Annotated in this window: 22 protein-coding genes; 14 read left to right on the top strand and 8 right to left on the bottom strand. The window is 72.0% G+C overall.

All coding sequences use genetic code 11. The features are described 5' to 3' along the window. Positions 1-13: 13 nt before the first annotated feature. The 4 genes from ACFY3I_RS31215 to ACFY3I_RS31200 all read left to right on the top strand — a co-directional run bounded on the left by ACFY3I_RS31215 (position 14) and on the right by ACFY3I_RS31200 (position 3756). The gene (locus ACFY3I_RS31215; protein ID WP_390864435.1) at positions 14-1552 is read left to right on the top strand and encodes a flavin-containing monooxygenase; all 1539 of its coding nucleotides are present in this window, start codon (positions 14-16) and stop codon (positions 1550-1552) included. Beyond that, the gene (locus tag ACFY3I_RS31210) at positions 1549-2505 is read left to right on the top strand and encodes an alpha/beta fold hydrolase (RefSeq protein WP_390864434.1); all 957 of its coding nucleotides are present in this window, start codon (positions 1549-1551) and stop codon (positions 2503-2505) included. Before ACFY3I_RS31215 ends, ACFY3I_RS31210 begins: the two co-directional genes overlap by 4 nt. Next, complete coding sequence (locus tag ACFY3I_RS31205; RefSeq protein WP_390864433.1) at positions 2502-3386, top strand: SDR family oxidoreductase; 885 nt, start codon at positions 2502-2504, stop codon at positions 3384-3386. Before ACFY3I_RS31210 ends, ACFY3I_RS31205 begins: the two co-directional genes overlap by 4 nt. Before the next feature lie 88 nt (positions 3387-3474). After that, complete coding sequence (locus ACFY3I_RS31200; protein WP_390864432.1) at positions 3475-3756, top strand: hypothetical protein; 282 nt, start codon at positions 3475-3477, stop codon at positions 3754-3756. Between the two features lie 160 nt (positions 3757-3916). Here ACFY3I_RS31200 and ACFY3I_RS31195 read toward each other — a convergent pair whose 3' ends face one another. After that, a complete protein-coding gene (locus tag ACFY3I_RS31195) occupies positions 3917-7429 on the bottom strand; it encodes a S41 family peptidase (RefSeq protein WP_390864431.1) in 3513 nt (1170 codons plus the stop codon). Between the two features lie 184 nt (positions 7430-7613). Here ACFY3I_RS31195 and ACFY3I_RS31190 point away from each other — a divergent pair, with 184 nt between their 5' ends. The 9 genes from ACFY3I_RS31190 (at position 7614) to ACFY3I_RS31150 (ending at position 19045) form a co-directional block, all read left to right on the top strand. Further along, the gene (locus tag ACFY3I_RS31190; protein WP_365284653.1) at positions 7614-8222 is read left to right on the top strand and encodes a TetR/AcrR family transcriptional regulator; all 609 of its coding nucleotides are present in this window, start codon (positions 7614-7616) and stop codon (positions 8220-8222) included. Positions 8223-8346: 124 nt separating this feature from the next. Further along, positions 8347-10578: an MMPL family transporter gene (locus ACFY3I_RS31185; protein ID WP_390864430.1), complete on the top strand. Its 2232-nt coding sequence runs from the start codon at positions 8347-8349 to the stop codon at positions 10576-10578. A 349-nt stretch (positions 10579-10927) separates the two neighbouring features. Next, positions 10928-11449, top strand: coding sequence for a YbaK/EbsC family protein (locus ACFY3I_RS31180; protein WP_390864429.1), 522 nt, complete (start codon positions 10928-10930; stop codon positions 11447-11449). Then, positions 11446-12291 (top strand): EamA family transporter, encoded by an 846-nt coding sequence (locus ACFY3I_RS31175; protein ID WP_365284645.1) that lies wholly within the window; start codon positions 11446-11448, stop codon positions 12289-12291. The genes ACFY3I_RS31180 and ACFY3I_RS31175 overlap by 4 nt, the downstream gene beginning before the upstream one ends. Before the next feature lie 252 nt (positions 12292-12543). Then, entirely contained in the window at positions 12544-13485 is a 942-nt protein-coding gene (locus ACFY3I_RS31170) for an ABC transporter ATP-binding protein (RefSeq protein ID WP_390864428.1), read from the top strand. Beyond that, entirely contained in the window at positions 13482-14843 is a 1362-nt protein-coding gene (locus tag ACFY3I_RS31165; RefSeq protein ID WP_390864427.1) for an ABC transporter permease, read from the top strand. Before ACFY3I_RS31170 ends, ACFY3I_RS31165 begins: the two co-directional genes overlap by 4 nt. 14 nt (positions 14844-14857) lie before the next feature. Next, positions 14858-17611 carry an alkaline phosphatase family protein gene (locus tag ACFY3I_RS31160; protein ID WP_390864426.1) on the top strand — a complete coding sequence of 918 codons (2754 nt, stop codon included), beginning with the start codon at positions 14858-14860 and terminating at the stop codon, positions 17609-17611. A 196-nt stretch (positions 17612-17807) separates the two neighbouring features. Continuing rightward, a complete protein-coding gene (locus ACFY3I_RS31155; RefSeq protein WP_390864425.1) occupies positions 17808-18689 on the top strand; it encodes an NAD(P)-dependent oxidoreductase in 882 nt (293 codons plus the stop codon). Positions 18690-18769: 80 nt separating this feature from the next. Next, positions 18770-19045 (top strand): DUF1876 domain-containing protein, encoded by a 276-nt coding sequence (locus ACFY3I_RS31150; protein WP_365284641.1) that lies wholly within the window; start codon positions 18770-18772, stop codon positions 19043-19045. Between the two features lie 131 nt (positions 19046-19176). On the opposite strand, the gene ACFY3I_RS31145 is transcribed toward ACFY3I_RS31150, so the two are convergent. From ACFY3I_RS31145 to ACFY3I_RS31120, 6 genes are all read right to left on the bottom strand, one after another. Beyond that, positions 19177-20352, bottom strand: a complete 1176-nt coding sequence (locus tag ACFY3I_RS31145) for a serine hydrolase domain-containing protein (protein WP_390864424.1) — start codon at positions 20350-20352, stop codon at positions 19177-19179. Positions 20353-20448: 96 nt separating this feature from the next. After that, complete coding sequence (locus tag ACFY3I_RS31140; RefSeq protein ID WP_390864668.1) at positions 20449-20853, bottom strand: organic hydroperoxide resistance protein; 405 nt, start codon at positions 20851-20853, stop codon at positions 20449-20451. Between the two features lie 206 nt (positions 20854-21059). Next, positions 21060-21521 carry a MarR family winged helix-turn-helix transcriptional regulator gene (locus tag ACFY3I_RS31135; RefSeq protein WP_390864423.1) on the bottom strand — a complete coding sequence of 154 codons (462 nt, stop codon included), beginning with the start codon at positions 21519-21521 and terminating at the stop codon, positions 21060-21062. 53 nt (positions 21522-21574) lie between these two features. Next, the gene (locus ACFY3I_RS31130) at positions 21575-22351 is read right to left on the bottom strand and encodes an energy-coupling factor ABC transporter ATP-binding protein (RefSeq protein ID WP_390864422.1); all 777 of its coding nucleotides are present in this window, start codon (positions 22349-22351) and stop codon (positions 21575-21577) included. Next, on the bottom strand, positions 22339-23100 hold the full coding sequence (gene cbiQ, locus ACFY3I_RS31125) for a cobalt ECF transporter T component CbiQ (protein WP_365284631.1): 762 nt from the start codon (positions 23098-23100) through the stop codon (positions 22339-22341). Before cbiQ ends, ACFY3I_RS31130 begins: the two co-directional genes overlap by 13 nt. A 1-nt stretch (position 23101) precedes the next feature. Further along, complete coding sequence (locus ACFY3I_RS31120) at positions 23102-24139, bottom strand: energy-coupling factor ABC transporter permease (RefSeq protein WP_390864421.1); 1038 nt, start codon at positions 24137-24139, stop codon at positions 23102-23104. Between the two features lie 165 nt (positions 24140-24304). Between ACFY3I_RS31120 and ACFY3I_RS31115 the strand changes: the two genes are divergently transcribed. Further along, positions 24305-24649, top strand: a complete 345-nt coding sequence (locus tag ACFY3I_RS31115; protein WP_390864420.1) for an SsgA family sporulation/cell division regulator — start codon at positions 24305-24307, stop codon at positions 24647-24649. A gap of 16 nt (positions 24650-24665) precedes the next feature. On the opposite strand, the gene ACFY3I_RS31110 is transcribed toward ACFY3I_RS31115, so the two are convergent. Next, positions 24666-26330 (bottom strand): penicillin-binding transpeptidase domain-containing protein, encoded by a 1665-nt coding sequence (locus ACFY3I_RS31110; RefSeq protein ID WP_365284625.1) that lies wholly within the window; start codon positions 26328-26330, stop codon positions 24666-24668. Positions 26331-26393 lie beyond the last annotated feature (63 nt).

Genomic DNA, 26393 nt, shown 5'->3' with positions numbered 1-26393 from the left:
GTGGAGGCTACGGATGGCCCAGCACGAGCAGGTACGGGTGGCGGTGATCGGGTCCGGGTTCGGCGGGCTGGGCGCGGCCGTGCGGTTGCGCCGGGAGGGGATCACCGACTTCGTCGTCCTGGAACGGGCCGGCAGCGTCGGCGGCACCTGGCGCGACAACAGCTACCCGGGGTGCGCCTGCGACGTGCCGTCCCACCTGTACTCGTTCTCCTTCGCGCCCAACCCCGACTGGCCGCGCACCTTCTCCGGGCAGGAGCACATCCGCGCCTACCTGGAGCACGTCGCCGACGTCTTCGGCCTCCGGCCCCACCTGCGCTTCGACTCCGAGGTCAAGCGCATGACCTGGGACCCGGAGAAGCTGCGCTGGGACATCGAGACGGCCTCCGGTTCGCTCTCCGCCGACGTCGTCGTCTCCGCCACCGGACCGCTGTCCGACCCGAAGATCCCCGAGATCCCCGGCCTGGACACCTTCCCCGGCAAGGTCTTCCACTCGGCCCGCTGGGACCACGACTACGACCTGCGCGGCAAGCGGGTCGCCATGGTCGGCACCGGCGCCTCCGCCATCCAGATCGTGCCCGCCATCCAGCCCGAGGTCGGCAGGCTCACGCTCTTCCAGCGCACACCCCCGTGGGTGATGCCGCGGGTGGACCGCGCCATCAGCGCCGGGGAACGCCGGCTGCACCGGGCGCTGCCCTTCACCACGCAGGCCCGCCGCGGGTTCCTGTGGGGCATCCGGGAACTCCAGGTCCAGGCGTTCACCAAGCGCCCCGACGAACTCGGCCTGATCGAGAGCCTCGCCAAGCGGAACATGGGGCGCGCGATCAAGGACCCCGCGCTGCGCGCCAGGCTCACCCCCGACTACCGCATCGGCTGCAAGCGGATCCTGCTGTCCAGCACCTACTACCCGGCGCTGGCGCAGCCCAACGTGGACGTGGTGGCGAGCGGGCTGAGCGAGATCCGCGGCTCGACGCTGGTGGCCGCCGACGGCAGCACCGCCGAGGCCGACGCGATCGTCTTCGGCACCGGCTTCCACGTCACCGACATGCCCATCGCCGAACGCGTCGTGGGCGCGGACGGACGGACCCTCGCGGAGACCTGGAAGGACGGCATGGAGGCGCTGCGCGGCGCCGCCGCGGCCGGCTTCCCCAACTGGATGACGATCATCGGGCCCAACACCGGCCTCGGGAACTCCTCCATGATCCTCATGATCGAGTCCCAGCTGAACTACATGGCCGACTACCTCCGCCAACTCCGCGTCCTTGGCGGGCGTGCGGCCCTCGACGCGCGCCCCGCCGCCGTGGCCGCCTGGAACCACAAGGTCCAGGAACGCATGAAGCGCACCGTGTGGAACACCGGCGGCTGCACCAGCTGGTACCTGGACGCCAACGGCCGCAACACCACCATCTGGCCCGGCACCACGACCGAGTTCCGGCGCGCGACCCAGCGGGTGGACCTCGCGGAGTACGAGGTGGTCCGTCCGGCCCTTGCCGACGGAGCCGACGGAGCGGACCGTGCGCACGGCGCCGAGTCCGGTGCGGAGGCGGTCGCGTGAGCCGCCTCGCGCACGTGACCGCCGGGCCGTACGCCCCGCCCGCGCCCGCGCGGGAACTCACCGTCGTCTCCGCGGACGGCGCGCGCCTGCACGCGGAGGTGCACGGCCCCGAGGACGCGCCCGCCGTCGTCCTCGCCCACGGCTGGACCTGCTCGACCGCCTTCTGGGCGGCGCAGACCAGGGAACTGGCCGCCGACCACCGGGTCATCGCCTACGACCAGCGAGGGCACGGGCGCAGTCCCGCGAGCCCCACGTGCAGCACCCGGGCGCTGGCGGACGACCTCGAAGCGGTCCTCGCGCACACCCTCGCACCCGGGGAACAGGCCGTGGTCGTCGGGCACTCCATGGGCGGCATGACCGTCATGGCGGCCTCGGCACGCCCGCGCCTGCGGGAGCACGCCGCCGCGGTCCTGCTGTGCAGCACCGGCAGTTCACGGCTGGTCGCGGAGGCGCGTGTCGTGCCGATGCGGGCCGGAGCCGTACGCACCTGGCTCACCACGCACGTCCTCGCCTCGCGAGCCCCGCTCGGGCCGGTCACGCCCGTCGCCCGGAGCATCCTCAAGTACGCCACCATGGGCGCCGGTTCGGTCCCGGAGGCGGTCGAGGCCTGCGCGCGGATCGTGCACGCCTGCCCGCCCGCCGCCCGGCACGCCTGGGCGCTGGTCCTCGCGGACCTCGATCTCCAGGACGGCGTGAAGGAGTTGCGGGTGCCCACCGCGGTCATCAGCGGCACGTCCGACCGGCTCACGCCGCCCGCGCACGCGCGGGCGCTGGTGGCGGCGCTGCCGCACTCCCTCGGTCTCACCGAGCTGCCCGGCCTGGGGCACATGACTCCGGTCGAGGCGCCGGAACTGGTCAACGGAAAGATCCGGGAACTGGTCGCCACCTATGTGACGGACACCCCCGGCGGAGCAGGCGCCGAGGCGTCCGAGCGGATCAAGGAGGGCTCATGAGCAGGATCGGTCTCGAAGGACAGGTCGCCGTCGTCACCGGAGCGGCGCGCGGGGTCGGCGAGTTGCTCGCCCGCAAGCTCTCCGCGCGCGGGGCGAAGGTCGCGCTGGTCGGGCTGGAGGAGGAGGCGCTCAAGGAGGTCTCGGGGCGGCTGCACACCGACAGCGCGTACTGGTACGCCGACGTCACCGACCACGAGGCGATGAGCCGGGTGGCGGACGAGGTCAAGGAGCGGTTCGGGAAGGTCGACATCGTGGTGGCCAACGCCGGGGTGGCGAACGGCGGTCCGTTCGCCGAGTCGGATCCCGCGGCCTGGCGGCGGGTGATCGAGGTCAACCTGATCGGCTCGGCGGTGACGGCGCGCGCGTTCCTGCCGGTGCTCACCGAGAGCCGGGGCTACCTGCTGCAGATCGCGTCACTGGCCGCGATCACGCCGGCGCCCATGATGACGGCGTACTGCGCGTCCAAGTCGGGTGTGGAGGCGTACGCGCACTGCCTGCGCGCCGAGGTCGGTCACCAGGGGGTGCGCGTGGGGGTCGCGTACCTGTCCTGGACGGACACCGACATGGTGCGCGGCGCCGACCAGGACGAGGTGATGCGGGAGTTGCGGCAGCGGCTGCCGTGGCCGTCGAACAAGACGTACCCGCTGGGCCCGGCGGTGGACCGGATCGTGGCCGGGATCGAGCGGCGCTCGGCCCACGTGTACGGGCAGTGGTGGCTGCGCGGGATGCAGGGCGTGCGCGGGTACCTGCCGGCGCTGATCGGAACGGTCGGGCAGCGCGAGATGAAGCGGTTCGCGCCCCGCCTGCAGGGCATGCGCACCGGGCTCGTCGGCGCAGGTGGGGCGGCTGACGAGGAGGCCCGCGCTACGCACCGTCATTGATCGAAATGCGTGCGTAGTCAGCCCGTGTGAATCTGGTCGAGGCCCCACTGAGGGCCGATCCCCTCACCCTCCACGGGAGTGAACCCACATGGGTATGAAGGACAAGGCCGGCAAGATGCAGGGTCAGGCCAAGCAGAAGATGCACGAAGGCCAGGAGCAGGCTCAGCAGCGGGGCCAGCAGGCCCAGCAGCGTGGCCAGCAGGCCCAGCAGCGTGGCCAGCAGACGGCGCAGCGCGGTCAGCAGACGGCGCAGCGGGGTCAGCAGGCGACGCAGGAGCGTGGCCGGCAGATGTCCGAGCGCGGTCGTCAGAACATCGACGACACCGAGCAGGAGATGCAGGACCGGTTCGACCAGGACTACGACGCCTAGTCGTTGCACTGGGCTCGACCGGTAGGCGTGGGGCGCCCTTCTCTGCGGAGGGCGCCCTGCGCTCGGTTTTGGGGTGGTGGCGGCCAGGGGACCGGTGCGGGGCGGTGGGGGCTTGTCGCGCAGTTCCCCGCGCCCCTTTGCGTCGGGACGCTCCCGGGTCTCAAGAACTCCTGGGGGGGAGCTTTGGGCGGGAGCGGTTCGGTACTGCGCTGTAGTCGGGTGGCTGGGCCGGCGGGTGGTCGGTCAGGAGGTCCAGGGCGAGTTGGATCGCGTCGTCCATCTCCACGTGGCGGCCCTCCGCCCAGTCCAGCGGGGTGCGGAGCACCTCCACGTCGGGGGCGACGCCGTGGTTCTCGACGGACCAGCCGTACTCCTCGAACCAGGCCGCGTTCATCGGCACCGTGATCACCGTGCCGTCGCCCAGGCGGTGCCGGCCGGTCATGCCGACGACCCCGCCCCAGGTGCGCTGCCCGACGACCGGGCCGAGCCGCAGCAGCTTGATCGCGGCCGTGATCATGTCGCCGTCGGAGGAGGTGGCCTCGTCGGTGAGCGCGACGATCGGACCGCGCGGCGCGTTGGAGGCGTACGACACCGGCTGCGCGTCCCTGGTCAGGTCCCAGCCCAGGATGGTCCGGGTGAGCTTCTCGACGACGAGTTCGCTGATGTGGCCGCCCGCGTTGCCGCGCACGTCGACGATGAGCGCGGGGAGCGAGACCTCCCTGCGCAGGTCGCGGTTGAACTGGGCCCAGCCCGAGCCGCCCAGGTCCGGGATGTGCAGGTAGCCGCATCTGCCGCCGCTCAGCTCCCGTACCACGGCCCGGCGTTTGGCCACCCAGTCCTGGTAGCGCAGTGGCCGCTCGTTGACCAGCGGGAGGACGGCGATCCGGCGGGCGGGCCCGGGCGCGCCGTCGCCCGGCACGAAGGTCAGCTCCACCGTCGTACCGCCGGCCCCGGCGAGCAGCGGATACGGGCCGGTCACCGGATCCACCGGCCTGCCGTCCACGTGGGTCAGGACCGCGCCCTCCCGGATCCCCGTGCCCGCGAGCGGGGAGCGTGCCTTGGAGTCGGAGGAGTCGCCGGGCAGGATCCGCTTGACCGCCCAACCGCCCTCCCGGCGGACGAAGTCGGTGCCGAGCAGGCCCTGGAAGCGCTGGTAGTGCGGTGGGCCCTCGTTGCGGCGGGCGGGGGTGACGTAGGCGTGCGAGGTGCCGAGTTCGCCGAGCACCTCGCGCAGGAGGTCGGCGAACTCGTCGGGGGAGGCGACCCGTTCGAGCAGCGGGCGGTACTGGTCGAGCACCCCGTCCCAGTCGATGCCGCACATCCCCGGGTCCCAGAAGTAGTCGCGGATGAGGCGGCCGGCCTCGGCGTACGACTGCCGCCACTCGGCGGGCGGGTCGACCGTGTGCAGGATGCGGCGCAGGTCGATCCAGACGGTGGAGTCGGCGTCGCCGGACTCGGTCGACGGCACCGCCCGCAGATCGCCCTCGTCGACCACCACCAGGCGGCTGCCGTCGCCGCTGACCGTGAACCAGTCCAGGTGGTCCACGAGTTCGGACTTCTTCGCCTTGCTGATGCTGAAGTACTCGAGGGTGGGCCGGCCGCTGGTGTCGGCGGGGTTGACGAACGTCTCGCCCAGCGCGCCCGAGATCGGCCAGCGCAGCCAGACCAGACCGCCACCCGCGACCGGGCACAGTGCCGAGTACTTGGAGGCGGTGACCGGGAACGGGGTGACCCGGCTGGCCAGTCCCGCCACCTCGACCATGACCGTGCCGCCCTCGCCGCTCTCCTCGTCCTCGAGGGGGTCCAGGCCGCCCGCCGCGGGGCGCCCGTCGGGGCTGAGGGCGAAGGGGGAGGGGGTCGCGGAGGAGAGCGGGACCAGGTACGGGCGGCAGCCGAGCGGGAAGGACAGGTCACCGGTGTGCACGTCGTACACCGGGTCGAAGCCGCGCCAGGACAGGAAGGCGAGATAGCGGCCGTCGCGGGTGAAGACCGGGTTCTCGTCCTCGAAGCGGCCGTCGGTGACGTCGATGACGAGCCGGTCGCTGATGCGGGCCAGCTTGATCTGCCGCAGTGAGCGGCCGATACCCGGATGGGACCAGGTCAGCCATGATCCGTCCGGGGAGAAGGCGAGGTCACGGACCGGGCCGTTGCCCGACTGGATCAACTCGGTGACCACACCGCCGGAGCCCCCGCCGTCGCCGGACTCGACGGAGTCCACGACCTCGCCGACCTCGACGGAGTCCTTGACCTCGGCGGAGTCGGCCGCGTCCGCGGAACCGGCGGCGTCCGCGCGGCCGGCGGTGTCCGTGGGGCCGCCGGGCGACTCGACGGTCTCGGTGTTCTCGGTGGCTTCGTCGGCTTCGGCTGCTTCGTCGGCTTCGATGTTCTCGGCGGCCTCGGCGGCCTCGGCGGCCTCGGCCATCTCGGCGGCCTCGGCGATCTCGACGTCCTCCGTCGTGTCGATCAACAGCAGCCGCCCGTCGTGGGCCGCCACCGCCAGCCGCTCGCCCAGCGGGTCGGACACCAGCTCCAGGACGCGCCCCAGCCGCCCGGAGGCCAGTCGGCGGGGCGGGCGGCAGCCGCTCGCCCGGGGCAGGTGGGCGATCTCGATCGCGTCCTCGCCGTCGGCGTCCGTGACGTAGGCGATCTGGCCGGTCGAGCCGAGCATCTCCGGAAGGCGCACCCGTACCCCGGGAGTGTCGGCGATGGTGCGGGCCGGGCCGTCGCGGTGGGTCAGCCAGTACAGGCTGCCGCGTACGACGACGGCGCTGGCCCGTCCCGTCTCGTCCACCGAGACGCCGTCGACGTGCTGGGCGGCCGGCACCTGGTAGGGGCGGCGCCCGGCGCGCGGTCCGGACAGCCGCACGTCCAGCCGGCGCGGCACCGAGTCCGGGCCGAGGTCGTCGACGATCCACAGGTCGCCCGCGCACTGGTACACCACCCGCGTGCCGTCACTGGCCGCGTGCCGGGCGTAGAAGGCGTCGTGGTCGGTGTGGCGGCGCAGGTCGCTGCCGTCGTGGGCGCACGAGTAGAGGTTGCCGACGCCCTCGTGGTCGGAGAGGAAGGCGATCCGGCCCGCGACGAACATCGGGGAGTCCAGATGGCCGCCGATCCCGGCGAGCAGCCGCCTCCCGTGCAGCCAGAGCCGGCCCATGGCACCGCCCCGGTACCGCTTCCAGCCGGCCGGCTCGTGCGGCGGGGTGCCGGTGAGCAGCAGGGTCCTGCGTTCGCCGTCGAGGTCGGCGACCTGGAGGTCGGAGACCGGTCCCCAGGGCAGTTTGCGGCCCGGGTCGCCGTCGCAGCCCACCTTGTAGGCCCACGAGAAGTAGGAGAACGGCTGCCCCTGCGAGGCGACCGCGAGGATGTCGGTGTCGCCCTCCGGGCCGGGCGGTGTCCACCCGCACACCCGGGTGTCGGCGCTGCCCCAGTAGGTCAGCTGCCGCCCCGGCCCGCCGTCCACGTCGGCCAGGTGGATCTCCGGCACCAGACTGCGCCAGCTCGTGTACGCGATCCGGCGGCCGTCCGGCGAGAAACGCGGATGGCCCACCTTGGTGCGGTCGACGGTGAGCCGCCACGCGCGGCCCGGTGAGTCCAGCATGGTCAGCCAGAGGTCGTCCTCGGCCACGAAGCACAACAGGTCACCGTGGAGATGGGGCAGGCGCAGATAGCTCACCTCCCCATGCTTTTCCGGGTGCGGAGGGCCAGCAACTCGTGGGCACGAACACGTGCGGGCGCACGTGAGACAGCACACGTACGAAACGGTTTCGTTTCTCTAGATCTCGGGGTATCTTCAAGAAGTACGCACCGAGGTGCAAGATGTACGCACCGAGGTGTCGAGGGAACAGGGAGTGAGTGGCATGGCTGAGGTCGCAACGGCGCGTCGCAGTCGGATCACGCCCGAGCGTGAGGCCGAGTTGTACGAGGCCGTGCTCGACCTGCTCCGCGAGGTCGGCTACGACGCTCTCACCATGGACGCCGTCGCCGCCCGCACCAAGTCCAGCAAGGCCACCCTCTACCGCCAGTGGGGCGGCAAGGCCGAACTGGTGGCCAAGGCGGTCCGGCACAACAAGCCGGGCGGCGCGGGTTTCAGCAAGATCGACACCGGTTCGCTCCGGGGCGATCTGCACGCCATGACCCTGCGCTCGAACGACTGCGAGATGGAGCAGAACTCCGCGCTGATGCGAGGTCTCGCCATGGCGGTCCACGGCAACCCGGACCTCCTGGAAGCGTTCAAGGAACATCTGATCGGGCCCGAGATGGCCGAGTTTAACCAGGTGCTTCGGCGCGCCATCGACCGGGGCGAGGTCCGTGCGGACAACCCGGCGATCGACTTCGTGATGCACATGGTGATCGGCGGGTTCGCCGCCCGTTCCCTGATCGACGAGCAGCCGCCCAACCAGGCCTTCCTCCTGTCCTACATCGACGCCGTGGTGCTCCCCGCGCTCCGCGCGCCCATCACCGGCTGACCCCTCCCCACACCCAGCCCACCTGACGTCTCCGCTCACGTCGTCGGGCCGGTCACCCGCGCCCCGCGCCGGGTCGATCACCCCTGCCCTGAATCCCCCACGACCTGACCGGGAGTACGTCCTCGTGGCCACGTTCCTCTACAAACTGGGCCGGCTCGCCTTCCGGCGAAGGCACTACGTAGCCCTCCTGTGGGTGGCGCTGCTGACCCTCGCCGGAGTCGGCGCGGCCAGTGCCCCCGCCGCCGGCAACACCTCCTTCTCCATCCCCGGCACCGAGGCGCAGAAGGCCTTCGACCTGCTGGACCAGCGCTTCCCGGGCAGCAGCTCCGACGGCGCCACCGCGCGCGTGGTCTTCAAGGCGCCGGCCGGCGAGAAGATGACGGACAAGCTCAACAAGGCGACCGTCAGGAAGACCGTCAAGGAGCTCGGCGAGGACCCCGAGGCCGTCTCGGTCGCCGACCCGTACAAAGGGCACGCCGTCAGCAAGAACGGCGAGGTCGCGTACGCCTCGGTCACCTACAAGGTCTCCGGCATGGAGCTGGAGGACTCCTCACGGGACGCCCTGAAGGCGGCCGCGCAGGACGCGCGGGACGCCGGGCTGACCGTGGAGATCGGCGGCGACGCGCTGAGCGCCGCGCCCGAGACCGGCTCCAGCGAGGTCATCGGCATCGCGATCGCCGCCGTCGTCCTGGTCATCACCTTCGGCTCGCTGCTCGCCGCCGGGTTCCCGCTGCTCACCGCGATCATCGGCGTCGGGATCGGGGTCTCCACGATCACCGCGCTGGCCAGCGCCCTCGACCTGGGCACCACCACCTCGACCCTGGCCACCATGATCGGTCTCGCGGTCGGCATCGACTACGCCCTGTTCATCGTCTCCCGCTACCGCGCCGAACTCTCCGAGGGCCGCGAACGCGAGGAGGCCGCGGGCCGCGCGGTCGGCACGGCGGGTTCGGCGGTCGTCTTCGCCGGCCTGACCGTCGTGATCGCCCTGGTCGGACTCTCGGTCGTCAACATCCCGATGCTCACCAAGATGGGGGTGGCCGCGGCCGGCACGGTCGCCGTCGCGGTCCTGATCGCCCTCACCCTCATCCCCGCCCTGCTCGGCTTCGCGGGCCGCAGGATCAAGCCCACGGGTGAGAAGAGCAGGCTGCTCGGCGGCGGCCGCCCGAAGAAGAAGCACGCCGACCGGCCCAACATGGGCACCCGCTGGGCGAGCTTCGTGGTCCGGCGCCCGGTCGCCGTCCTGCTGCTCGGCGTCGTCGGCCTCGGCGCGGCGGCGGTCCCCGCGACCTCCCTGCAGCTCGGCCTCGGCGACGACGGCTCCCAGCCGGTCTCCACCACCCAGCGGCGCGCCTACGACCTGCTCTCCGACGGCTTCGGACCGGGCTTCAACGGCCCGCTCATGGTCGTCGTCGACGCCAAGGACAGCGCGCACCCGAAGTCCGCCTTCAAGAAGGTCGACAACGAGATCAAGGGGCTGGGAGACGTCGTCACGGTGACCCCGGCCCGCCCCAACAAGGCCGGCGACACCGCGACCATCACCGTCGTCCCGAAGTCCAAGCCGTCCTCCACCACCACCGAGGACCTGGTCCACGCGATCCGCGACACGGGCGCCGGGATCACCGCCGACACCGACGCCAAGGTCCTGGTCACCGGCTCGACGGCGATGAACATCGACGTCTCGCAGAAGCTCAACGACGCGCTGATCCCCTACCTGGTCCTGGTCGTCGGCCTCGCCTTCCTGCTGCTGATCGTGGTCTTCCGCTCGATCCTGGTCCCGCTGAAGGCGGCCCTCGGGTTCCTGCTCAGCGTGACGGCCGCCCTGGGCGCCGTGGTCGCGGTCTTCCAGTGGGGCTGGCTGTCCGGCCTGCTCGGCGTGGAGGAGACCGGCCCGGTCATGTCGATGATGCCGATCTTCATGGTGGGCGTCGTCTTCGGCCTCGCCATGGACTACGAGGTCTTCCTCGTGACCCGGATGCGGGAGGCGTACGTCCACGGCGAGAAGCCGGGCCAGGCGGTGGTCACCGGCTTCAAGCACGGCGCCCGGGTCGTCACGGCCGCCGCCGTCATCATGATGGCCGTGTTCTCCGGCTTCATCGGCTCCAGCGAGTCCATGATCAAGATGATCGGTTTCGGCCTCGCCATCGCCGTCTTCTTCGACGCCTTCATCGTCCGCATGGCGATCGTCCCGGCCGTGCTCGCCCTGCTCGGCAGGCGCGCCTGGTGGCTGCCGAAGTGGCTGGACCGCGTCCTGCCCGACGTCGACGTCGAGGGTGAGGGGCTGCGCGCCCTGTCCGACCGGAACGCCGCCGAGGCCGGCAACGACGACGAGGACCGGGAGCTGGTACGCGCCTGACGCACCGCTCGTGGCAGACCGCCGGTGAGGGCCCGTGGGGACGGACGCCCTCACCGGCTTCCACGCGCGGCGCGCCCGGGTTCGGGGGAGCCCGCGGTGGTGGGTGTCCGGTGGCGGGTGGGGGGTGCGTCGGCGGGCGCGGGTGGCGGGTGCGTTGGCGGGCGTCCGGGCGCGGGTGACGGGTGCGTAGGCGGGCATCCGGGAGCGAGCGAGGGGGGCGCTGGCGGGCGTCCGGGCGCGGGTGGCGGGCGCGTCGGGCAGCGAAGCGCGGTGAGGGGGGCCGTCGCCGGTCGCGGGAATCCGGCATATCCGTTCGCCGTCGCCTCGTCCTCTTCGTTAGCGTGCCCCCATGACGACGACAGCCGCCACTGACGCCGATGCCGAGGGCTCCGGAGCCCATCCCCGTTTCGCCGCCGCCCTTCAGGAACTGGGGCTGGGGGAGCTGACCTCACGGGTCCGGCGGTTCCCGGACGCCACCCGGACCGCCGCCGAGGCCGCCGCGGCGGTCGGCTGCGAGCTGAGCGAGATCTGCAAGTCGCTGATCTTCGCCGCCGACGGGGTCCCGGTGCTGGTGCTGATGGACGGCGCCTCCCGGGTGGACCTGGAACTCGTCCGCGAGGAACTCGGCGCCGAGAGGGTCACCCGGGCCAAGGCGGACGTCGTCCGCGAGACCACCGGATACGCCATCGGAGGCGTACCGCCCTTCGGGCACCGCACCCGCACCCGCGTGCTCGCCGACCGGGCCCTGCTCCGCCACGACGTGGTGTGGGCCGCCGCCGGCAACCCGCACGCGGTCTTCCCGATCACCCCCGCCGCCCTGGTGGAGCACGCCGGCGCCACGGTCGCGGACGTGCGCGAGCCCTCCGCGTGACCCCTGCCGTCACCGCGGCCGTCCTGTTCGCCGCGATCACGCACGCCGGCTGGAACGCGATCGCCCACCGGATCACCGACAAACTCGTCGGCTCCTCGCTGATCGCGGCCGGGGGTGTGCTGATCGGGCTGCTCCTGACGCCGTTCGCGGCCGTCCCGGCGGCCGGCGCCTGGCCGTACCTGCTCGCCTCCGCGGTCGTCCACGTCGCCTACTTCGCGCTGCTCATGCTCTCCTTCCGGCTCGGCGACTTCGGGCAGGCGTACCCGATCGCGCGCGGCACCGCGCCGCTGCTGGTCACGTTGTTCGCCGCGCTGTTCGCGCACGAGGTGCCGGACGCGGCGGCCGCCGCCGGGATCGCGGTGTCCTGCGCGGGGCTGACCGGGGTCGCGCTGTGGGGACTGCGGGGCCGCGGCCCCGACTGGCCGGCGATCGCCGCGGCCCTCGCCACCGGCCTGACCATCGCCGTGTACACGGTCGTCGACGGCCTCGGGGTGCGCGCCTCGGGCGACTCCGTCGGCTACATCGCCTGGCTGATGGTCCTCCAGGGCCTGGCCGTCCCGGCATACGCCCTGTGCCGCCGCCGAGGCGAACTGCTCACCGCGGCACGCCCGTTCGCGGCCCTGGGACTGTTCGGCGCGGTGCTGTCCGTACTCGCCTACGGACTGGTCCTGTGGGCCCAGACCCGTGCCGAACTGGCCCCGGTCGCCGCGCTGCGCGAGTCGTCGATCATCGTCGGCGCCGCCATCGGCGCGGTCTTCTTCAAGGAGCGGTTCGGGGCACCCAGGATCGCCGCGGCCGGCCTCCTGGTCGTCGGGATCGGGCTGATGCTGCACGCCGGTTAGCCGGCCGCGTCGGTCCGCCCGCGCCGGGGCGGTACCGACAGCGCTCCCGCCAACCCCCTTGCACGGCATTGCAACTGCGACATCAGGCCCACCGGCTATGGCCGGTATGCCCCTTGAGCAGACCAGTCGTCCCCGCGACTTGCCGTTGCCTTGACGAACAGTTCGCCGCGCGTTCAGCCGCTCGCCTGTGCCCGGGTTGTGTGTTCTCCATAAGGTCCCTGCGGGTTACGGAAGAAGGGACGCAGGGGACTCATGGACACACTCCAAGCGGTCCGGGCCCGCGGGATCACCAAGTGCTTCGGCGACGTCGTCGCGCTGGACGGCATCGACCTGGATGTGGCGCGAGGTCAGATCCACGGCCTGGTCGGTCCCAACGGTGCCGGAAAGACGACACTGCTGGGTCTGCTGCTGGGGCTGGCCGTCGCCGACGGCGGCCGGCTGGAGATCCTCGGCACGCCGGTGGAACGGGCGCTCGCCGTCCCCGACGGCGTCGCCGGCTTCGTGGACGCGCCCGGCCTCTACCCCTCGCTCACCGCCCGGCAGAACCTCGCGGCCCTTGTGGCGCTCCGCGGCCTGGACACGGGCCCGTCGGGCATCGACGACGTGCTCGGCGAGGTCGGACTCACCGACGTGGCCGACGACAGGACCCGCGGCTTCTCCCTCGGCATGCGGCAGCGCCTCGGACTCGCCGCCGCCCTGCTCACCAGACCCCGCCTCCTCGTGCTCGACGAGCCGTCCAACGGCCTCGACCCGTCCGCCAAGAGGCAGGTGCACGGCGTCCTCGCCCGACTCGCCGCCGAGGGCACCGGCGTGGTCCTTTCCAGTCACCGGATGGACGACCTGGAGGCGCTCTGCTCCGAGGTCACCATCCTCGCCACCGGACGCGTGGTGTTCTCCGGTCCGCTCGCCAAGCTGGCCGCCGAGAACCGCGAACTCGACTACCGGCTGCGCACCTCGGACCCCGGGACCGCGCGCCGGATCGCCGAGGACGTCTCCGGGATCCGGATCGCCGACGACGGCGCGGTACGGCAGGACGCCGACGTGCTCGTCGTCCGCGGCCTGGTGCCCGCCCTCGACGACCTCGTCGCCCGGGTCGTGCGCGCGGACGTCGCGGTCCGTGAACTCGCCCCCGTCGTGTCCCCGCTCGAGGCCGCGTTCCTCGCCCTCACCGAGCAGCAGGAGGCCCGCCGATGACCGCGACCACCACCCACGCGACAGGGCAGGCCCCCGCCGCCGCGCGCCGTGTCCCCGTCGCGCGCGGCTACCGGTTCGAGCTGGTGAAGCTGGTGTCGCAGTGGCGGATCCGGCTGCTGGTGTTCGCCTGCTGGATCGTCCCGGCGCTCTTCGTCGCCGGGGTGAGCCGGCAGAGCACGCTGCCCTCCGACACCCTGTTCGGCCGCTGGATGCACGCCACCGGCTGGGCCGGCCCGCTGGTGATGCTCGGCTTCGCGGGCATCTGGGCGCTGCCGCTGCTGACCTCGGTGGTCGCCGGTGACGTGTTCGCCTCCGAGGACCGCCTCGGCACCTGGCGCCACCTGCTGGTCGCCGTCCGCTCGCCCGCGCGGATCTTCGCGGCGAAGTCCCTCGCCGGCCTCACCGTGATCCTGCTGCTCGTGGCCGGGCTGGTCTGCTCCAGCGCCGTCGGCGGACTGCTCGCGGTCGGCAACCAGCCGCTGGTGGGACTGGACGGGCATCTGCTGTCGCCGGGGGACACGGCCGTCAAGGTGCTGCTCGCCTGGGCCGCCGCCCTCGCCCCGACCCTCTCGCTCACCGCGATCGGACTGCTCGGCTCGGTCGCCCTCGGCCGGTCCCCGATGGGGCTGCTGCTGCCCCCGGTGTTCGCGCTCGCGCTGTCGGTCGTCCAGATGCTGCCGCTGCCCGTCGCCGTGCGCCTGGCGCTGCCCGGCTACGCCTTCATCTCCTGGAACGGCCTGTTCACCAGCCCCACCCAGCTCGCCCCGCTGCTGACCGGCGTCGCGGTGAGCCTCGCATGGGCGGTGCTCGCGACCGTGCTCGCCTACGTGCTGTTCATACGGCGGGACTTCACCAATCCGGCCTACGACGGCTCCGGGCGCCGCGCGCTCACCCTCGGCGTGCTGCCACTGGCCGTGCTGACCGCCGTCACCGTCGCGGCGGTCGCCGTGGCCGCCCCCTCGACGGGCTCCGGCATCACCCAGGACAAGGTGCAGAAGTCCCTCGCCACGGTCTTCGCGCACCTCTACCGCCTGCAGACACGGGAACTTCGTCGACCCGCCGTCACCGAGGCCCAGTTGGGGGCCACGGCGGCGTGCACGAAGAGCGACGGCCGGGCCGCCCAGGAGGGCGCGGGGAACGACTGGCGTTGCGTGGTGAGCTGGCATCTCCCCGGCGTCACAGCGGTGACGGGCACGGCGGTCTACCAGCTCGACATCACCTCGGACGGGCGGTTCATGGCGGACGGCGACGGTCCCAAGGAAGTCAACGGCTACTTCCTCGTACGGACCCCCACCGGTGACGCCCCGAATCCGCTGTGGCAGTTCGACGGCAACGTCGATCTGCTCGACAACAACTGAAGGGAAACGGTTCCGTGCAGGTAACCCGACAGCGCCGGATCAGCGACAAGAGACAGGTCACCTTCCTCGGCCACCGCGTCGGCCGGCACGCCCTGCTGGTGACCGCCGGTATCGCCGTCGCGCTCGGTGTCACCGGCACCGCGGTCGCCTCGACGTACCGGTTCGGCACCCAGCAGGTCGGCCAGACCACCGCCGACGGCCAGGTCGTCTCCGCCGACCAGTACATCAAGCCGTACGGCAGCCGTACCGTCATCAACGACGGCAAGATCATGTCGTCGGCGGTCAGCCCGGACGGCACCCACCTGGCGGCCTCGGTCACCGACGGGGACGCGTCGCTGGTCGTCATGGACCTCGCCACCGGTCGGATCACACAGAAGGTCGGCACCAACGCCGCGGACGACCTGCGCATCGGCAGCGCCGCGGTCGGCCAGGAAGGCCCGGCGTACTCACCCGACGGCAAGCAGCTGTGGCTGGGCCAGGCGAACGGCTACACCAAGTTCACCGTCAACGCCGACGGCACCCTCGCGAGCCCCACGGCCGTGCCGATCGCGGCCGACGGGTCCAAGCAGGCCCTGGTGGGCGCCGCCGTGTTCTCCGCCGACGGCGCCACCGTGTACTCCGCGGTCAACGGCCAGAACAAGGTGGTCGCCATCGACGCGGCGACCGGAACGGTCAAGCAGACCTGGGCCGTCGGCAACGCCCCGCGCGGTATCGCCCTGGTCGACGGCAAGCTGTACGTCAGCAACGAGGGCGGGCGCCCGGCGAAGGCCGGCGACACCACCATCAACTCCTACGGCACGGACGTCGTGGCGAACCCGGAGACCGGCGCCAGCACCACCGGCACGGTCAGCGTCATCGACACCGCCGACCCGGCCGCCGCCGTCGGCACCATCGCGGTGGGCCTGCACCCGACCGCGGTGTACGCGAGCAAGGGCGCGGTGTTCGTCACCAACACCGCCGACAACAGCGTGTCGGTCATCGACACCCGCAAGGACCGGGTCGTCCAGACCGTCTCGACCCAGCCGTGGCCCGAGGCGTCCGTCGGCTACGAGCCCAACGCGGTGACCCTCACCGGCGACGGGCGGCTGCTCGTGACGCTGGGCCGCGCCAACGCCGTCGCCGTCTACCGCTACACCTCCCCGCAGATGCCGGCCCGCTACGTCGGCCTGCTCCCCACCGACTACTTCCCGTCGGAGATCACCACCGCGGGCGGGAAGATCGTCGTCTCCAACACCCGTGGTGTCGACGCCCTGCGGCCCGACGCGGCCGGCCACAACACGCACGACACCACGTTGAGCCTCACACAGTTCACCCTGCCGAGCGACCAGGTCGTCAGGTCCGAGACGGCCAAGGTGTTCCGGCAGAACGGCTGGACGTCCCACTCGGTCAGGACCGCCCGGGGCAACGGCCACAAGAAGGCCGTACCGGTCCCCAAGCGGATCGGTGACCCGTCGACGATCAAGCACGTCTTCCTGCTCGTCAAGGAGAACCGCACCTACGACCAGGTCTTCGGCGACCTGCCGCAGGGCGACGGCGACTCCTCGCTCACCCAGTTCGGCGCGAACGTCACGCCCAACCAGCACGCGCTCGCCCAGCAGTTCGGGCTGTACGACAACTTCTACGACATCGGCACCAACTCCGCCGAGGGCCACAACTGGCTGATGCAGTCGGACAACCCGGAGTACACCGAGTCGTCGGCCGGCGAGTACACGCGCAGCTACGACACCGAGAACGACGTCCTCGGCCACCAGAAGACCGGGTTCATCTGGTCCGGCGCGCAGGCGGCCGGCCGGTCCGTGAAGGACTTCGGCGAGTTCCAGTCGTACGAGAGCAAGCCGGCCGGGGCGACCTGGCAGAACCTGTACTGCGACAGCAAGAACATGGCCGCCACCGGCGCCGGCACCGCCTACCCGATCAGGACCGGTTCGGCGATCCCCTCGCTCAACGACGTGTCCGTGCAGGGCTTCCCGCTGTTCGACCTCGACGTCCCGGACATCTACAAAGAGCAGATCTGGAAGCAGGACTTCGAGAAGAACGGCCCGGCGAACCTGAACATGTTCTGGTTCTCCAACGACCACACCGGCGGACCGGCCAACGCCGCCGCCGAGGTCGCCGACAACGACCTCGCGGTCGGCCGGATGGTCGACGAGATCACCCACAGCAAGTACTGGAAGGACTCGGCGATCTTCGTCGTCGAGGACGACTCCCAGGCGGGTCTCGACCACGTCGACGGCCACCGCGCCCCGGTCCAGGTCATCAGCCCGTACGCCCGGCACGGCAAGGTCGACCACCACTACTACTCGCAGATCACCATGGTCCGCACCGTCGAGCAGATCCTCGGGATCCACCCGATGAACCAGCTCGACAGCGCGGCCACCCCGATGTACGGGGCGTTCACCGGGAAGGCGGACGACACCCCGTTCACCACGGTCCCCAACCGCACCTCGCTGACCCTCGGAGTGAACCCGCAGCCCACCTGCGGCCCGGACACCCCGGCGCCCCAGGACGGCAGGGCGGCGGCCGCGCCGACGTCCGTGTCCGTGCCGGCGGCCGAGAGGGCGGTCGCGGCGCAGTGGCGGACCTGGGCCTCGCACCAGCGGCTGACCGGCAAGAACGCGGTGCCGGACTACGCCAACCCGACCCAGATGAACCGCTACACCTGGTACCAGACCCACGACTGGGCCGTGCCGTACCCGGGTGACAAGAGGATCTACCTGCCGGACGACGTACCGGGCGCCTATCTGCCGTCGTCGGAGAACGACGGCTGATCCGGCGCGCCCGCGGCGAGGAAGCACGGGGACCCCGGCCGGCGCCGGGGTCCCCGAGTGCTCTCCCTGCTCTTCGTGTCCTCCGTGTCCTCCGTGTCCCCCGTGTCCTCCGTGCCGGAACGGGTAGGTGCCGCGCGCGAAGCCACCCGCCGTGCGCCAAGCTGGCCTGCGGAACGTACGAGGACAGGGAGACGTCATGACCGACAAGCCGACCGTGGCCTTTCTGGGCACCGGCATCATGGGCGCCGCGATGGCCCGCAACCTCCTGAAGGCCGGGCACACCGTCCGCGCGTGGAACCGCACCCGTGCCAAGGCCGAGCCGCTCGCCGCCGACGGCGCCCAGGTCACCGGCACCCCCGCGGAAGCCGTCGAGGGCGCCGACGTCGTGGTGACCATGCTGTACGACGGTGACACCGCGCTGGAGGCCCTCCGCGAGGCCGCCGCCGTGCTGCGGCCGGGCATGGTCTGGGTGCAGTCCACCACCGCGGGACTCGACCAGATCCCGGAACTCGCCGCCTTCGCCCGCGAGCACGGCCTGGTCTTCTACGACGCCCCGGTCCTCGGTACCCGTCAGCCCGCCGAGGCCGGACAGCTCACCGTCCTGGCCGCCGGTCCCGAACAGGGCCGGGACACGGTCGCGCCGGTCTTCGACGCCATCGGCGCCCGCACGCTGTGGACCGGCGACGACGGTTCCTCGGCCGCCGCGACCCGGCTCAAGCTGGTCGCCAACAGCTGGGTCCTCGCGGCCACCGCGGCCACCGGCGAGGTGGTGGCCCTCGCCCAGGGCCTCGGCGTCGACCCGCGGGACTTCTTCGGCCTCATCGAGGGCGGCCCGCTCGACATGGGCTACCTGCGGGCCAAGGCCGGGCTGATCCTGGACGGCGGGCTCACCCCGCCGTCCTTCGCGGTCGACACCGCCGGGAAGGACGCCCGGCTGATCGTCGCCGCCGGCGCGAGCAACGGTGTGCGCCTGGACGTCGTCCAGGCGGCAGCCGAACGCTTCGCCCGTGCCGCCGCCCAGGGACACGCCGACGAGGACATGGCCGCCGCGTACTTCGCCAGCTTCGACGACAGGTGAACCGTGCGCGGGGCGGGGCCGACGTGACGGCCCGGGCCGCGAGGGGCACCCTGGAAGCAGCGATTGCGGAGGTGGTCCCCATGATGCAGACCGCTGTGGGATGGCACGTCGAGCTGGAGTTCCTGGAGGACGACACGCACACACGCGCGGTGGCCCTGGTGCGCCTGGCCGACGGCACCGAGATCCGCGCCCACGGCCACGCGAGCCGGCACGAGTCCGACAGCAACCAGCCGAGGGTCGGGGAGGAGATCGCGGGCGCCCGCGCGTTGAACGAACTGGCCATGCAGTTGCTGGGCAAGGCGCACGGTGAGATCGACGCGGACTCCGGACGCCACTCCCACCCGATCAACGTGTGAGGCCCACGGCCCCGCCCACCCGGCACGCGTGGCCGCCACGCGCACCGGGCGGGAGGGGCCGTGCACGGGCGGCGCGTGAGGCACCGCGGCGCGGGCGGTCGCGGCCGCGTCGTCGGTGCGGCCGGTGGCGGTTACGCCAGAGCCGTGCGTACCGCCCGGACCAGGGCCTGCGCCCGTGGGTCCGCCGTCACGCTCCTGCGGAAGCCGTTGGTGACGTAGCCGAGGGCGATGCCCGACCCGGGGTCCGCGAAGCCCAGCGCGCCGCCGCGTCCGGGGTGGCCGAAGGAGGCGGGGGAGAGCAGCGGGGACGCGCTGCCGTGCAGCATGTAGCCGAGCCCGAAGCGGGTGGAGACGACCAGCACCCGGTCGGGACCCGCCGCCTGCTCGCCGCGGGCCAGTTCCACGGTCTCCGGTGTGAACAGCCGGGTGCCGCCGTCGACCTCGCCGATCAGGGACGCGTAGAAGCGGGCCAGGCCGTCGGCTGTGGCGATGCCGTTGGAGGCGGGCAGGGCGGCCGCGCGGTAGGCGGGGTCGTTCTCGTCCGGGAGGGGGCTGATCGCGCCGAACGCCCGGCGGGTCAGCGAGCCGGGGTCGGCGTACGCCTCGGAGACGGACCGCTTGGGCCGGGTCCGCAGCGTGCCCGCGGCCTCCGGGGCCTCGACGGGTCCCACCCGGCCCACGCGCCCGCGCTCGTCCTCCGGCAGCCCGAGCCACAGTCCGGCGCCGACCGGTCCGGCGATCTCGTCCGCGATCCACTCGCCGACGCTCCGCCCGGTCACCCGTCGCACCAGCTCGCCGGTGAGCCAGCTGTACGTCTGTGCGTGATAGCCGTGATCGGTGCCCGGCTCCCACACCGGAGCCTGTGCCGCGACCGCGGCCGCGCCCAGGTCGGGGTCGGCGGCCTCCGCGGGCGTGAGCGGCCGGTCCAGTACCGGTACGCCCGCGCGGTGGGCGAGCAGATGCCGTACCAGGGTCCGTTCCTTGCCGGCCGCCTTGAACTCCGGCCACAGGTCGCCCACCGGGGCGTTCAGGTCCAGTTCCCCACGCTGCCCCAGGAGCAGCAGGACGGCGGCGGCGACCCCCTTGGTGGCCGAGCGCACGATCTGGGCGGTGCCGTGCTCCCAGGGCGCCTCGGCGGCGTCTCCGTCGAAGTCCCTGGCGCCGGCCCACAGGTCGACGACCCGGTGCCCGTCCCGGTACACGGTGATCGCCGCGCCCCGGTCCCCGAGCAGCTCGAAGTTGCTCGCGAAGGCGTCCCGGACCGGCTCGAAGCCCTCCGCCACTGTGCCGTGCACCTCGACGTCCACGTCCGGATCCCTTCATTCGCCGGTGACAGTGAATGAAACGCGGCCGTACGGCCTTGGATTCCTCGGTCCGACGTGGTCTACGGCACGTGCCGGGGGTCAGCCGAGCACGATCGTCACGTCGATGTTGTCCCGGGTCGCGTTCGAGTACGGGCACACCTCGTGGGCGGCGCCCACCAGTTTGGCCGCGATGTCCGCGTCCAGGACCGGGAGCGAGACGCTGAGCGCGACCGCGAGACCGTAGCCGCGCCGCTTGTTGGGGCCGATGCCGACCTTCGCGGCGACCGTGGAGCCGGTCAGGTCGTAGCCCTCGCGGTTGCCGACGAGGATCAGCGCGTTGTGGAAGCAGGAGCTGTAGCCCGCCGCGAACAACTGCTCCGGGTTGGTGCCGTCGCCGTCGCCGCCGAGCGCCGGAGGCATCGCGACCCTCAGGTCGATCTGGCCGTCCTGGCTGGTCACATAGCCGTTCCGGCCGCCGTGAGCGGTCGCCTCCGCGACATACATGATCTTCGTCGGACGGGTGTCGACGGTGGCACCTTCGGGCACGGCGGGACCTCCCCAGGGCGGGAACGACGGTGAAAGATGGCGGGCAACACGATGGTGTGCAAGCACATCGTGCACAAAGTACCGGCCGGTAGGAAGCCTTGGGATCGCCAGGGGGTGGAAACCGCGGGTAACGGCGGGTGACGCAGGGGGAGTCGCGCCGGATGTCACACGGGGCGCGAGGCCGCGCCGCCCGCCCGGTCCGCGAGCACCCGCAGCTCCTCGCGCAACCGCGCGACGTCCGTGCCGTCGAGCCCCGTCGTCGTCAGGAGGGCCCCGGGGACGCCGGCCGCGCGCTCCCGCAGTTCCTCCGCCCGACCGGTGCACGCGACGAGCACCGAGCGCTCGTCCCGCTCCGAGCGCGTCCTGCGCACCAGCCCCGCCGCCTCCAGCCGCTTCAGCAGCGGCGACACCGTGCCGTAGTCGAGCCGGAGCACGCCCGCCAGTTCCTTCATCGTGGTCTCGCCCCGCTCCCACAGCACGAGCAGCACGAGGTACTGGGGGTAGGTGAGTCCGAGGTCGTCGAGGAGCGGGCGGTAGGCGGCGGTCACGGCGCGCTGCGCGGCGTACAGCGCGAAACACAGCTGGTCGTCCAGCCGGGGCGGCCCCGTGTCCTCTTGATGCGTCACCCGCCCATTGTCACGGACACGGGCGCGCGCGGGACGGCCGTCACGCAAACACGTCACATGCGGCCGCGTCCGGTCGTCGCCGCGCGCGGGTCGAAGCCGAACGGCAGTTCCAGCCGGTGCGCGCGCATCACGTCCTCGTCGGACAGGAGTTCACCGGTGGGGCCGTCGGCGGCGATCGTGCCCTCGCTCAGGATCAGGGAGCGCGGGCACAGCTCCAGGGCGTAGGGCAGGTCGTGGGTGACCATGAGGACCGTGACGTCCAGGGAGCGCAGGATGTCGGCGAGTTCGCGGCGGGAGGCCGGGTCGAGGTTGGAGGAGGGCTCGTCGAGGACGAGGATCTCCGGTTCCATGGCGAGGACGGTGGCCACGGCGACGCGGCGGCGCTGGCCGAAGGAGAGGTGGTGCGGCGGCCGTTCGGCGAAGCCGGCCATGCCGACCCGCTCCAGGGCGGTGCGCACCCGTGCGTCGAGTTCGGCGCCCTTCAGGCCGGCCGCGGCCGGACCGAACGCCACGTCCTCGCGGACCGTCGGCATGAACAGCTGGTCGTCCGGGTCCTGGAAGACGATGCCGACCCGGCGCCGGATCTCCGCCATGTGCCGCTTGCCGACCGGCAGTCCGGCCACCGTCACCGTGCCCGTGCCGCCGCTCAGGATGCCGTTGAGGTGCAGTACGAGGGTGGTCTTGCCGGCGCCGTTCGGCCCGAGCAGGGCGACGCGTTCGCCGCGCGCGACGGTGAAGTCCACGCCGAACAGGGCCTGGTGCCCGTCGGGATAGGCGAAGGCGAGGCCGGAGACCTCGAGAGAGGGGGGAGCGGTGGTCACAGGGCCCATCCCAACACGCAGACGACAAGGGCGGACAGAGGCAGCGCGAGGGCGTGGGACCACTGCGCGCGGGACGCGGTCACCTCGTCGATGACCGGCATCGAGCCGGCGTACCCGCGGCTCACCATGGCCAGGTGGACGCGCTCGCCGCGCTCGTAGGAGCGGATGAACAGGGCGCCGGCGGACTTCGCGAGCACGCCCCAGTGGCGCACGCCCCGAGCCTCGAAGCCGCGCGACTCCCGGGCGATCCGCATCCGGCGCAGCTCGTCGGTGATGACGTCGCCGTAGCGGATCATGAAGGAGGCGATCTGGACGAGCAGCGGGGGGAGCCGGAGCCGCTGGAGCCCGAGGAGGAGTTCGCGCAGTTCGGTGGTGGCCGCCAGCAGGACGGAGGCCGCGACGCCGAGGGTGCCCTTGGCGAGCACGTTCCAGGCGCCCCACAGCCCGTTCACGCTGAGCGAGAGGCCGAGGACGTCGACCCGCTCGCCCTCGGCCACGAACGGCATCAGCACCGCGAAGGCGACGAACGGCACCTCGATCAGGAGGCGGCGCAGGAGGAAGGCGGCGGGCACGCGCGCGTGGTGCGCGACGGCCGCGAGGAGCACGGCGTACAGGGCGAACGCCCACATCGCCGTGCGCGGTGTCGAGACCACGACGACAACGAAGGCGAAGGCGGCGGCGAGTTTGGTGTGCGGCGGGAGCGCGTGCACGGGGGAGTGCGCGTGCCGGTAGAGCCGGTGGGCGTGGCCCGCGCCCATGTCAGAGCGCCTCGGACGGCGTTCGTGCCGCCTCGCCCCGGCGCCTGCGCACCGCCCAGAACACCGCGCTGCCCGCGACGACGGTCACGCCGACGCCGATGACGCCCGCGAGGCCGCCGGAGAGCCGGGCGTCGGAGACGTCCTTGACGCCGTAGTCGGCGAGCGGGGAGCCGGCGGAGGCGTGCTCCTCGGCCTTCACGTCGATGCCCTTGTCGTGGGCGACCTTCTCCAGGCCGTCCGGGTTCGCCGAGGCGTAGAAGCTGACGAACCCGGCGAGGACCAGCGAGGTGACGAGTCCCGTGATCCACAGCGTGCGCCGCGAGGTGCGTGCCGCCGCGGGCGCCGCGGGCGCGTCCACCAGGACGCCGTTGACGCGCAGCTTGAGGCCCTGCCGCAGCTCGCGCGCCCCGTGGACCAGGTCGGGGCGCACGGCGACGACCGCGCCGACCGTGAGCGCGGTGATCGCGGCCTCGCCGACGCCGATGAGGACGTGCACGCCGATCATGGCCGTGGCGACCTTGCCGATGGAGACGTCGGTGGTGCCGCCGATCGCGTAGAGGAGGGTGAAGGCGACGGAGGCGGCGGGCACGGAGAGCAGGGCGGCGACGAAGGAGGCGGCGGTCACCGAGCGCCGGGTGCGCGGCAGGACCTTCAGCAGGCCCCGGAAGACGGCGTACGCGACGACGGTCGTCACGATCGCCATGTCGGTGATGTTCACGCCGAGCGCGGTCAGGCCGCCGTCCGCGAACAGGATGCCCTGCATCAGCAGCACCACGGACACGCACAGCACGCCCGTGTAGGGGCCGACGAGGATCGCGGCCAGCGCTCCGCCCAGCAGATGGCCGCTTGTTCCGGCCGCCACGGGGAAGTTGAGCATCTGTACGGCGAAGATGAACGCCGCCACCAGGCCGGCGAGCGGCGCCGTGCGCTCGTCGAGTTCGCGGCGGGCGCCGCGCAGGCTCACGGCGAGGGCGCCGGCCGCGACGACCGCGGTGACCGCCGAGGTGGGGGCGTCGATGAATCCGTCAGGTACGTGCACGGTCCGATTTTAGAGTGTTGTTGCGAATCTTTTGCAAGAGCGATGAAGTCGTATATCCGCGGAGTGCGTCGGTTTCACGGAAGCACTTTCCGGAAAATATGGGACATTGGAGAAGAAGCGGATGCAGGTTTTCCGCAAAGGTCACGGAGTGTAAAGGGCAGTCCGATGTCTGTAGTCGAGCAGTACGCGCGAGCCCACATAGTCACGGACGAGGACCCGCAGGACCCGGGAGCGGTGCCGGTCATCCTGCGCTACGACCCCGAGGACGATCCGCGATCGGTGCGGGTGGATCTGCCCGGGACGGACGAATGGACCTTCTCGCGCGACCTGCTGGAGCAGGGACTGCGGACGCCCGCGGAGAGCGGCGACGTACGGGTGTGGCCGCTCGGGCGCGTGCAGGCCGTGGTGGAGTTCCACTCCGACCACGGCACATCGGTGGTGCAGTTCGAGTCGAAGGCGCTGCTCCGCTTCCTCCGCCGCACCTACATGGCCACGCCCGTCGCCGGCTGACGCCGCCCAGGCCGACCTAGAGGGACGAGCCCAGCTTCAGCAGCGCCGCAACGATCGGTCCGGCCGTGTCGCCGCCGTGACCGCCCGCCTGGACCACTCCCGCGCCCACCAGGTCGCCCTTGTACGCGGTGAACCATCCGTTCGGCTTCTTCTGCCCGTCGACCTCGGCGGAGCCCGTCTTCGCGCCGTAGTCGGGGCCGAGCCCTGCCATCGCCTTGGCGGCCGTGCCGTACGCCGCCGTGTACTGCATGACCTCCTTCAGCTCCGACTGCGTCTTCGCGGACATGGTGCGCGAGGCCTTGGCGACGGTCCGGTGGTCGACCGAGGGGTCGACCAGGAACGGCTGGTGGAAGGCGCCGGTCACCACCGTGGACGCCACCGACGCCATGTTCAGCGGGTTCATACGCACGCCGCCCTGCCCGATCAGCGAGGCGCCCATCTGCGCTCCGCTCTGCACCGGGACCGAACCGTCGAAGGTCGGCACGCCGATGGCCCAGTTGTTCATGCCGAGGCCGTAGACCTGCTGCGCCTCGGTCGTCAGGTCGCTGTCGGACAGCTTGGGCGCGAAGTTGATGAAGGCGTTGTTGCAGGACGCCCCGAAGGCCATCTTGAACGTGCCCTTCTTGATCTCGGAGTCGTCGTCGTTGTGGAAGGTCCACCCGGCCAGCTTGTACGTCTTCGGGCAGGGGTGGGAGGCGTCCGGGTGGATCAGATCCTTCTCGAACAGCATCGTCGAGGTGACGATCTTCATCGTGGAGCCCGGGGCCAGCGATCCCTGGAAGGCCACGTTGAAGCCGTGGCTGGAGTTGGCCACGGCGTAGATCTCACCGGTCGACGGGCGCATCACGACGACCGAGGCGTTCTTCTGCGTGGTGACCTGCTTCTCGGCGGCCGCCTGGAGCGTCGGGCTGAGCGTCGTCTTCACCGTGCCCGGGGTGCCCTTGCTGAGCTCCAGGAGGGTCTTGTCGGACAGCTTCGCCTTCTGGGACGCCTTGCCGCGCACCACGCGCAGTTCGACGCCCGCCTTGCCGCCGGCCGTCTTGCCGAACTTCTCCCGCAGCCCGTCCAGGACCGTGCCGAGGGAGGGGTATTTCGTGGTGGTGATCTCCCCGCCGTCCCGGTCGAGGGCCTTGATCGGCGGGGTGCCGGACTCGCCGGTGGCCAGGGTGTCGCCGTCCGAGAGGTCCGGGTGGACGACCGCGGCGTGCCAGTTCACCACCGGCTTGCCGTCGCCGGTGCGCCGCACGACGCTGAACGCTGAGTCGTACGACAGCGGCTTGCTGACGCCCTTGTACGACACCATCGCCTTGACCGAGAACGGGACCTTGGCGCCGGTGCGCGTGCCCTCGGTGATCTTGACGCCCGTGATGTGGGCGTCCTTGGCGTAGCCGGTGAGCAGCCGGACGCAGGCCGCGGCGTCGTCCGTGACGGCGGCGGCCTGCGGGACCTTGCCCTGCTGCCAGGACGCCAGGAAGGTGCGCGCCGTCGTCTGCACCTCGCTCGCCGACAGCGGCCCGGTCTTGACGGGCTTGACGGCCGACTTCGACGCGGCGTCCGCCGCCCCGCCGCCGTACAGTGCGTAGCCGCCGAGGCCGACGCCGACGACGGCGGCCGCGATCACCCCGCCGATGACGGCCGGTCTCTTCTTCCGTCGTTCGACGGCGCGCCTTCTCTTGCCCACAGCTCAGTTCCTCCGCGCACTTCCCCAGGGTCCCCGCCGCCCCGTAGCCCTCACGCACCCCAA

The organism is Streptomyces sp. NPDC001068 (genome assembly GCF_042897315.1).
In the GTDB taxonomy this organism is placed as follows: domain Bacteria; phylum Actinomycetota; class Actinomycetes; order Streptomycetales; family Streptomycetaceae; genus Streptomyces.
This window is presented reverse-complemented; position numbering and strand designations above follow the sequence as displayed.

Excerpts from the sequence above, each read along its gene's own strand:
- ACFY3I_RS31215 (WP_390864435.1), top strand. The coding sequence starts at position 14 with ATGGCCCAGCACGAGCAGGTACGGGTGGCGGTGATCGGGTCCGGGTTC.
- ACFY3I_RS31205 (WP_390864433.1), top strand. The coding sequence starts at position 2,502 with ATGAGCAGGATCGGTCTCGAAGGACAGGTCGCCGTCGTCACCGGAGCG.
- ACFY3I_RS31200 (WP_390864432.1), top strand. The coding sequence starts at position 3,475 with ATGGGTATGAAGGACAAGGCCGGCAAGATGCAGGGTCAGGCCAAGCAG.
- ACFY3I_RS31190 (WP_365284653.1), top strand. The coding sequence starts at position 7,614 with ATGGCTGAGGTCGCAACGGCGCGTCGCAGTCGGATCACGCCCGAGCGT.
- ACFY3I_RS31180 (WP_390864429.1), top strand. The coding sequence starts at position 10,928 with ATGACGACGACAGCCGCCACTGACGCCGATGCCGAGGGCTCCGGAGCC.
- ACFY3I_RS31170 (WP_390864428.1), top strand. The coding sequence starts at position 12,544 with ATGGACACACTCCAAGCGGTCCGGGCCCGCGGGATCACCAAGTGCTTC.
- ACFY3I_RS31165 (WP_390864427.1), top strand. The coding sequence starts at position 13,482 with ATGACCGCGACCACCACCCACGCGACAGGGCAGGCCCCCGCCGCCGCG.
- ACFY3I_RS31155 (WP_390864425.1), top strand. The coding sequence starts at position 17,808 with ATGACCGACAAGCCGACCGTGGCCTTTCTGGGCACCGGCATCATGGGC.
- ACFY3I_RS31150 (WP_365284641.1), top strand. The coding sequence starts at position 18,770 with ATGATGCAGACCGCTGTGGGATGGCACGTCGAGCTGGAGTTCCTGGAG.
- ACFY3I_RS31140 (WP_390864668.1), bottom strand. The coding sequence starts at position 20,853 with ATGTATGTCGCGGAGGCGACCGCTCACGGCGGCCGGAACGGCTATGTG.
- ACFY3I_RS31130 (WP_390864422.1), bottom strand. The coding sequence starts at position 22,351 with ATGGGCCCTGTGACCACCGCTCCCCCCTCTCTCGAGGTCTCCGGCCTC.
- cbiQ (WP_365284631.1), bottom strand. The coding sequence starts at position 23,100 with ATGGGCGCGGGCCACGCCCACCGGCTCTACCGGCACGCGCACTCCCCC.
- ACFY3I_RS31115 (WP_390864420.1), top strand. The coding sequence starts at position 24,305 with ATGTCTGTAGTCGAGCAGTACGCGCGAGCCCACATAGTCACGGACGAG.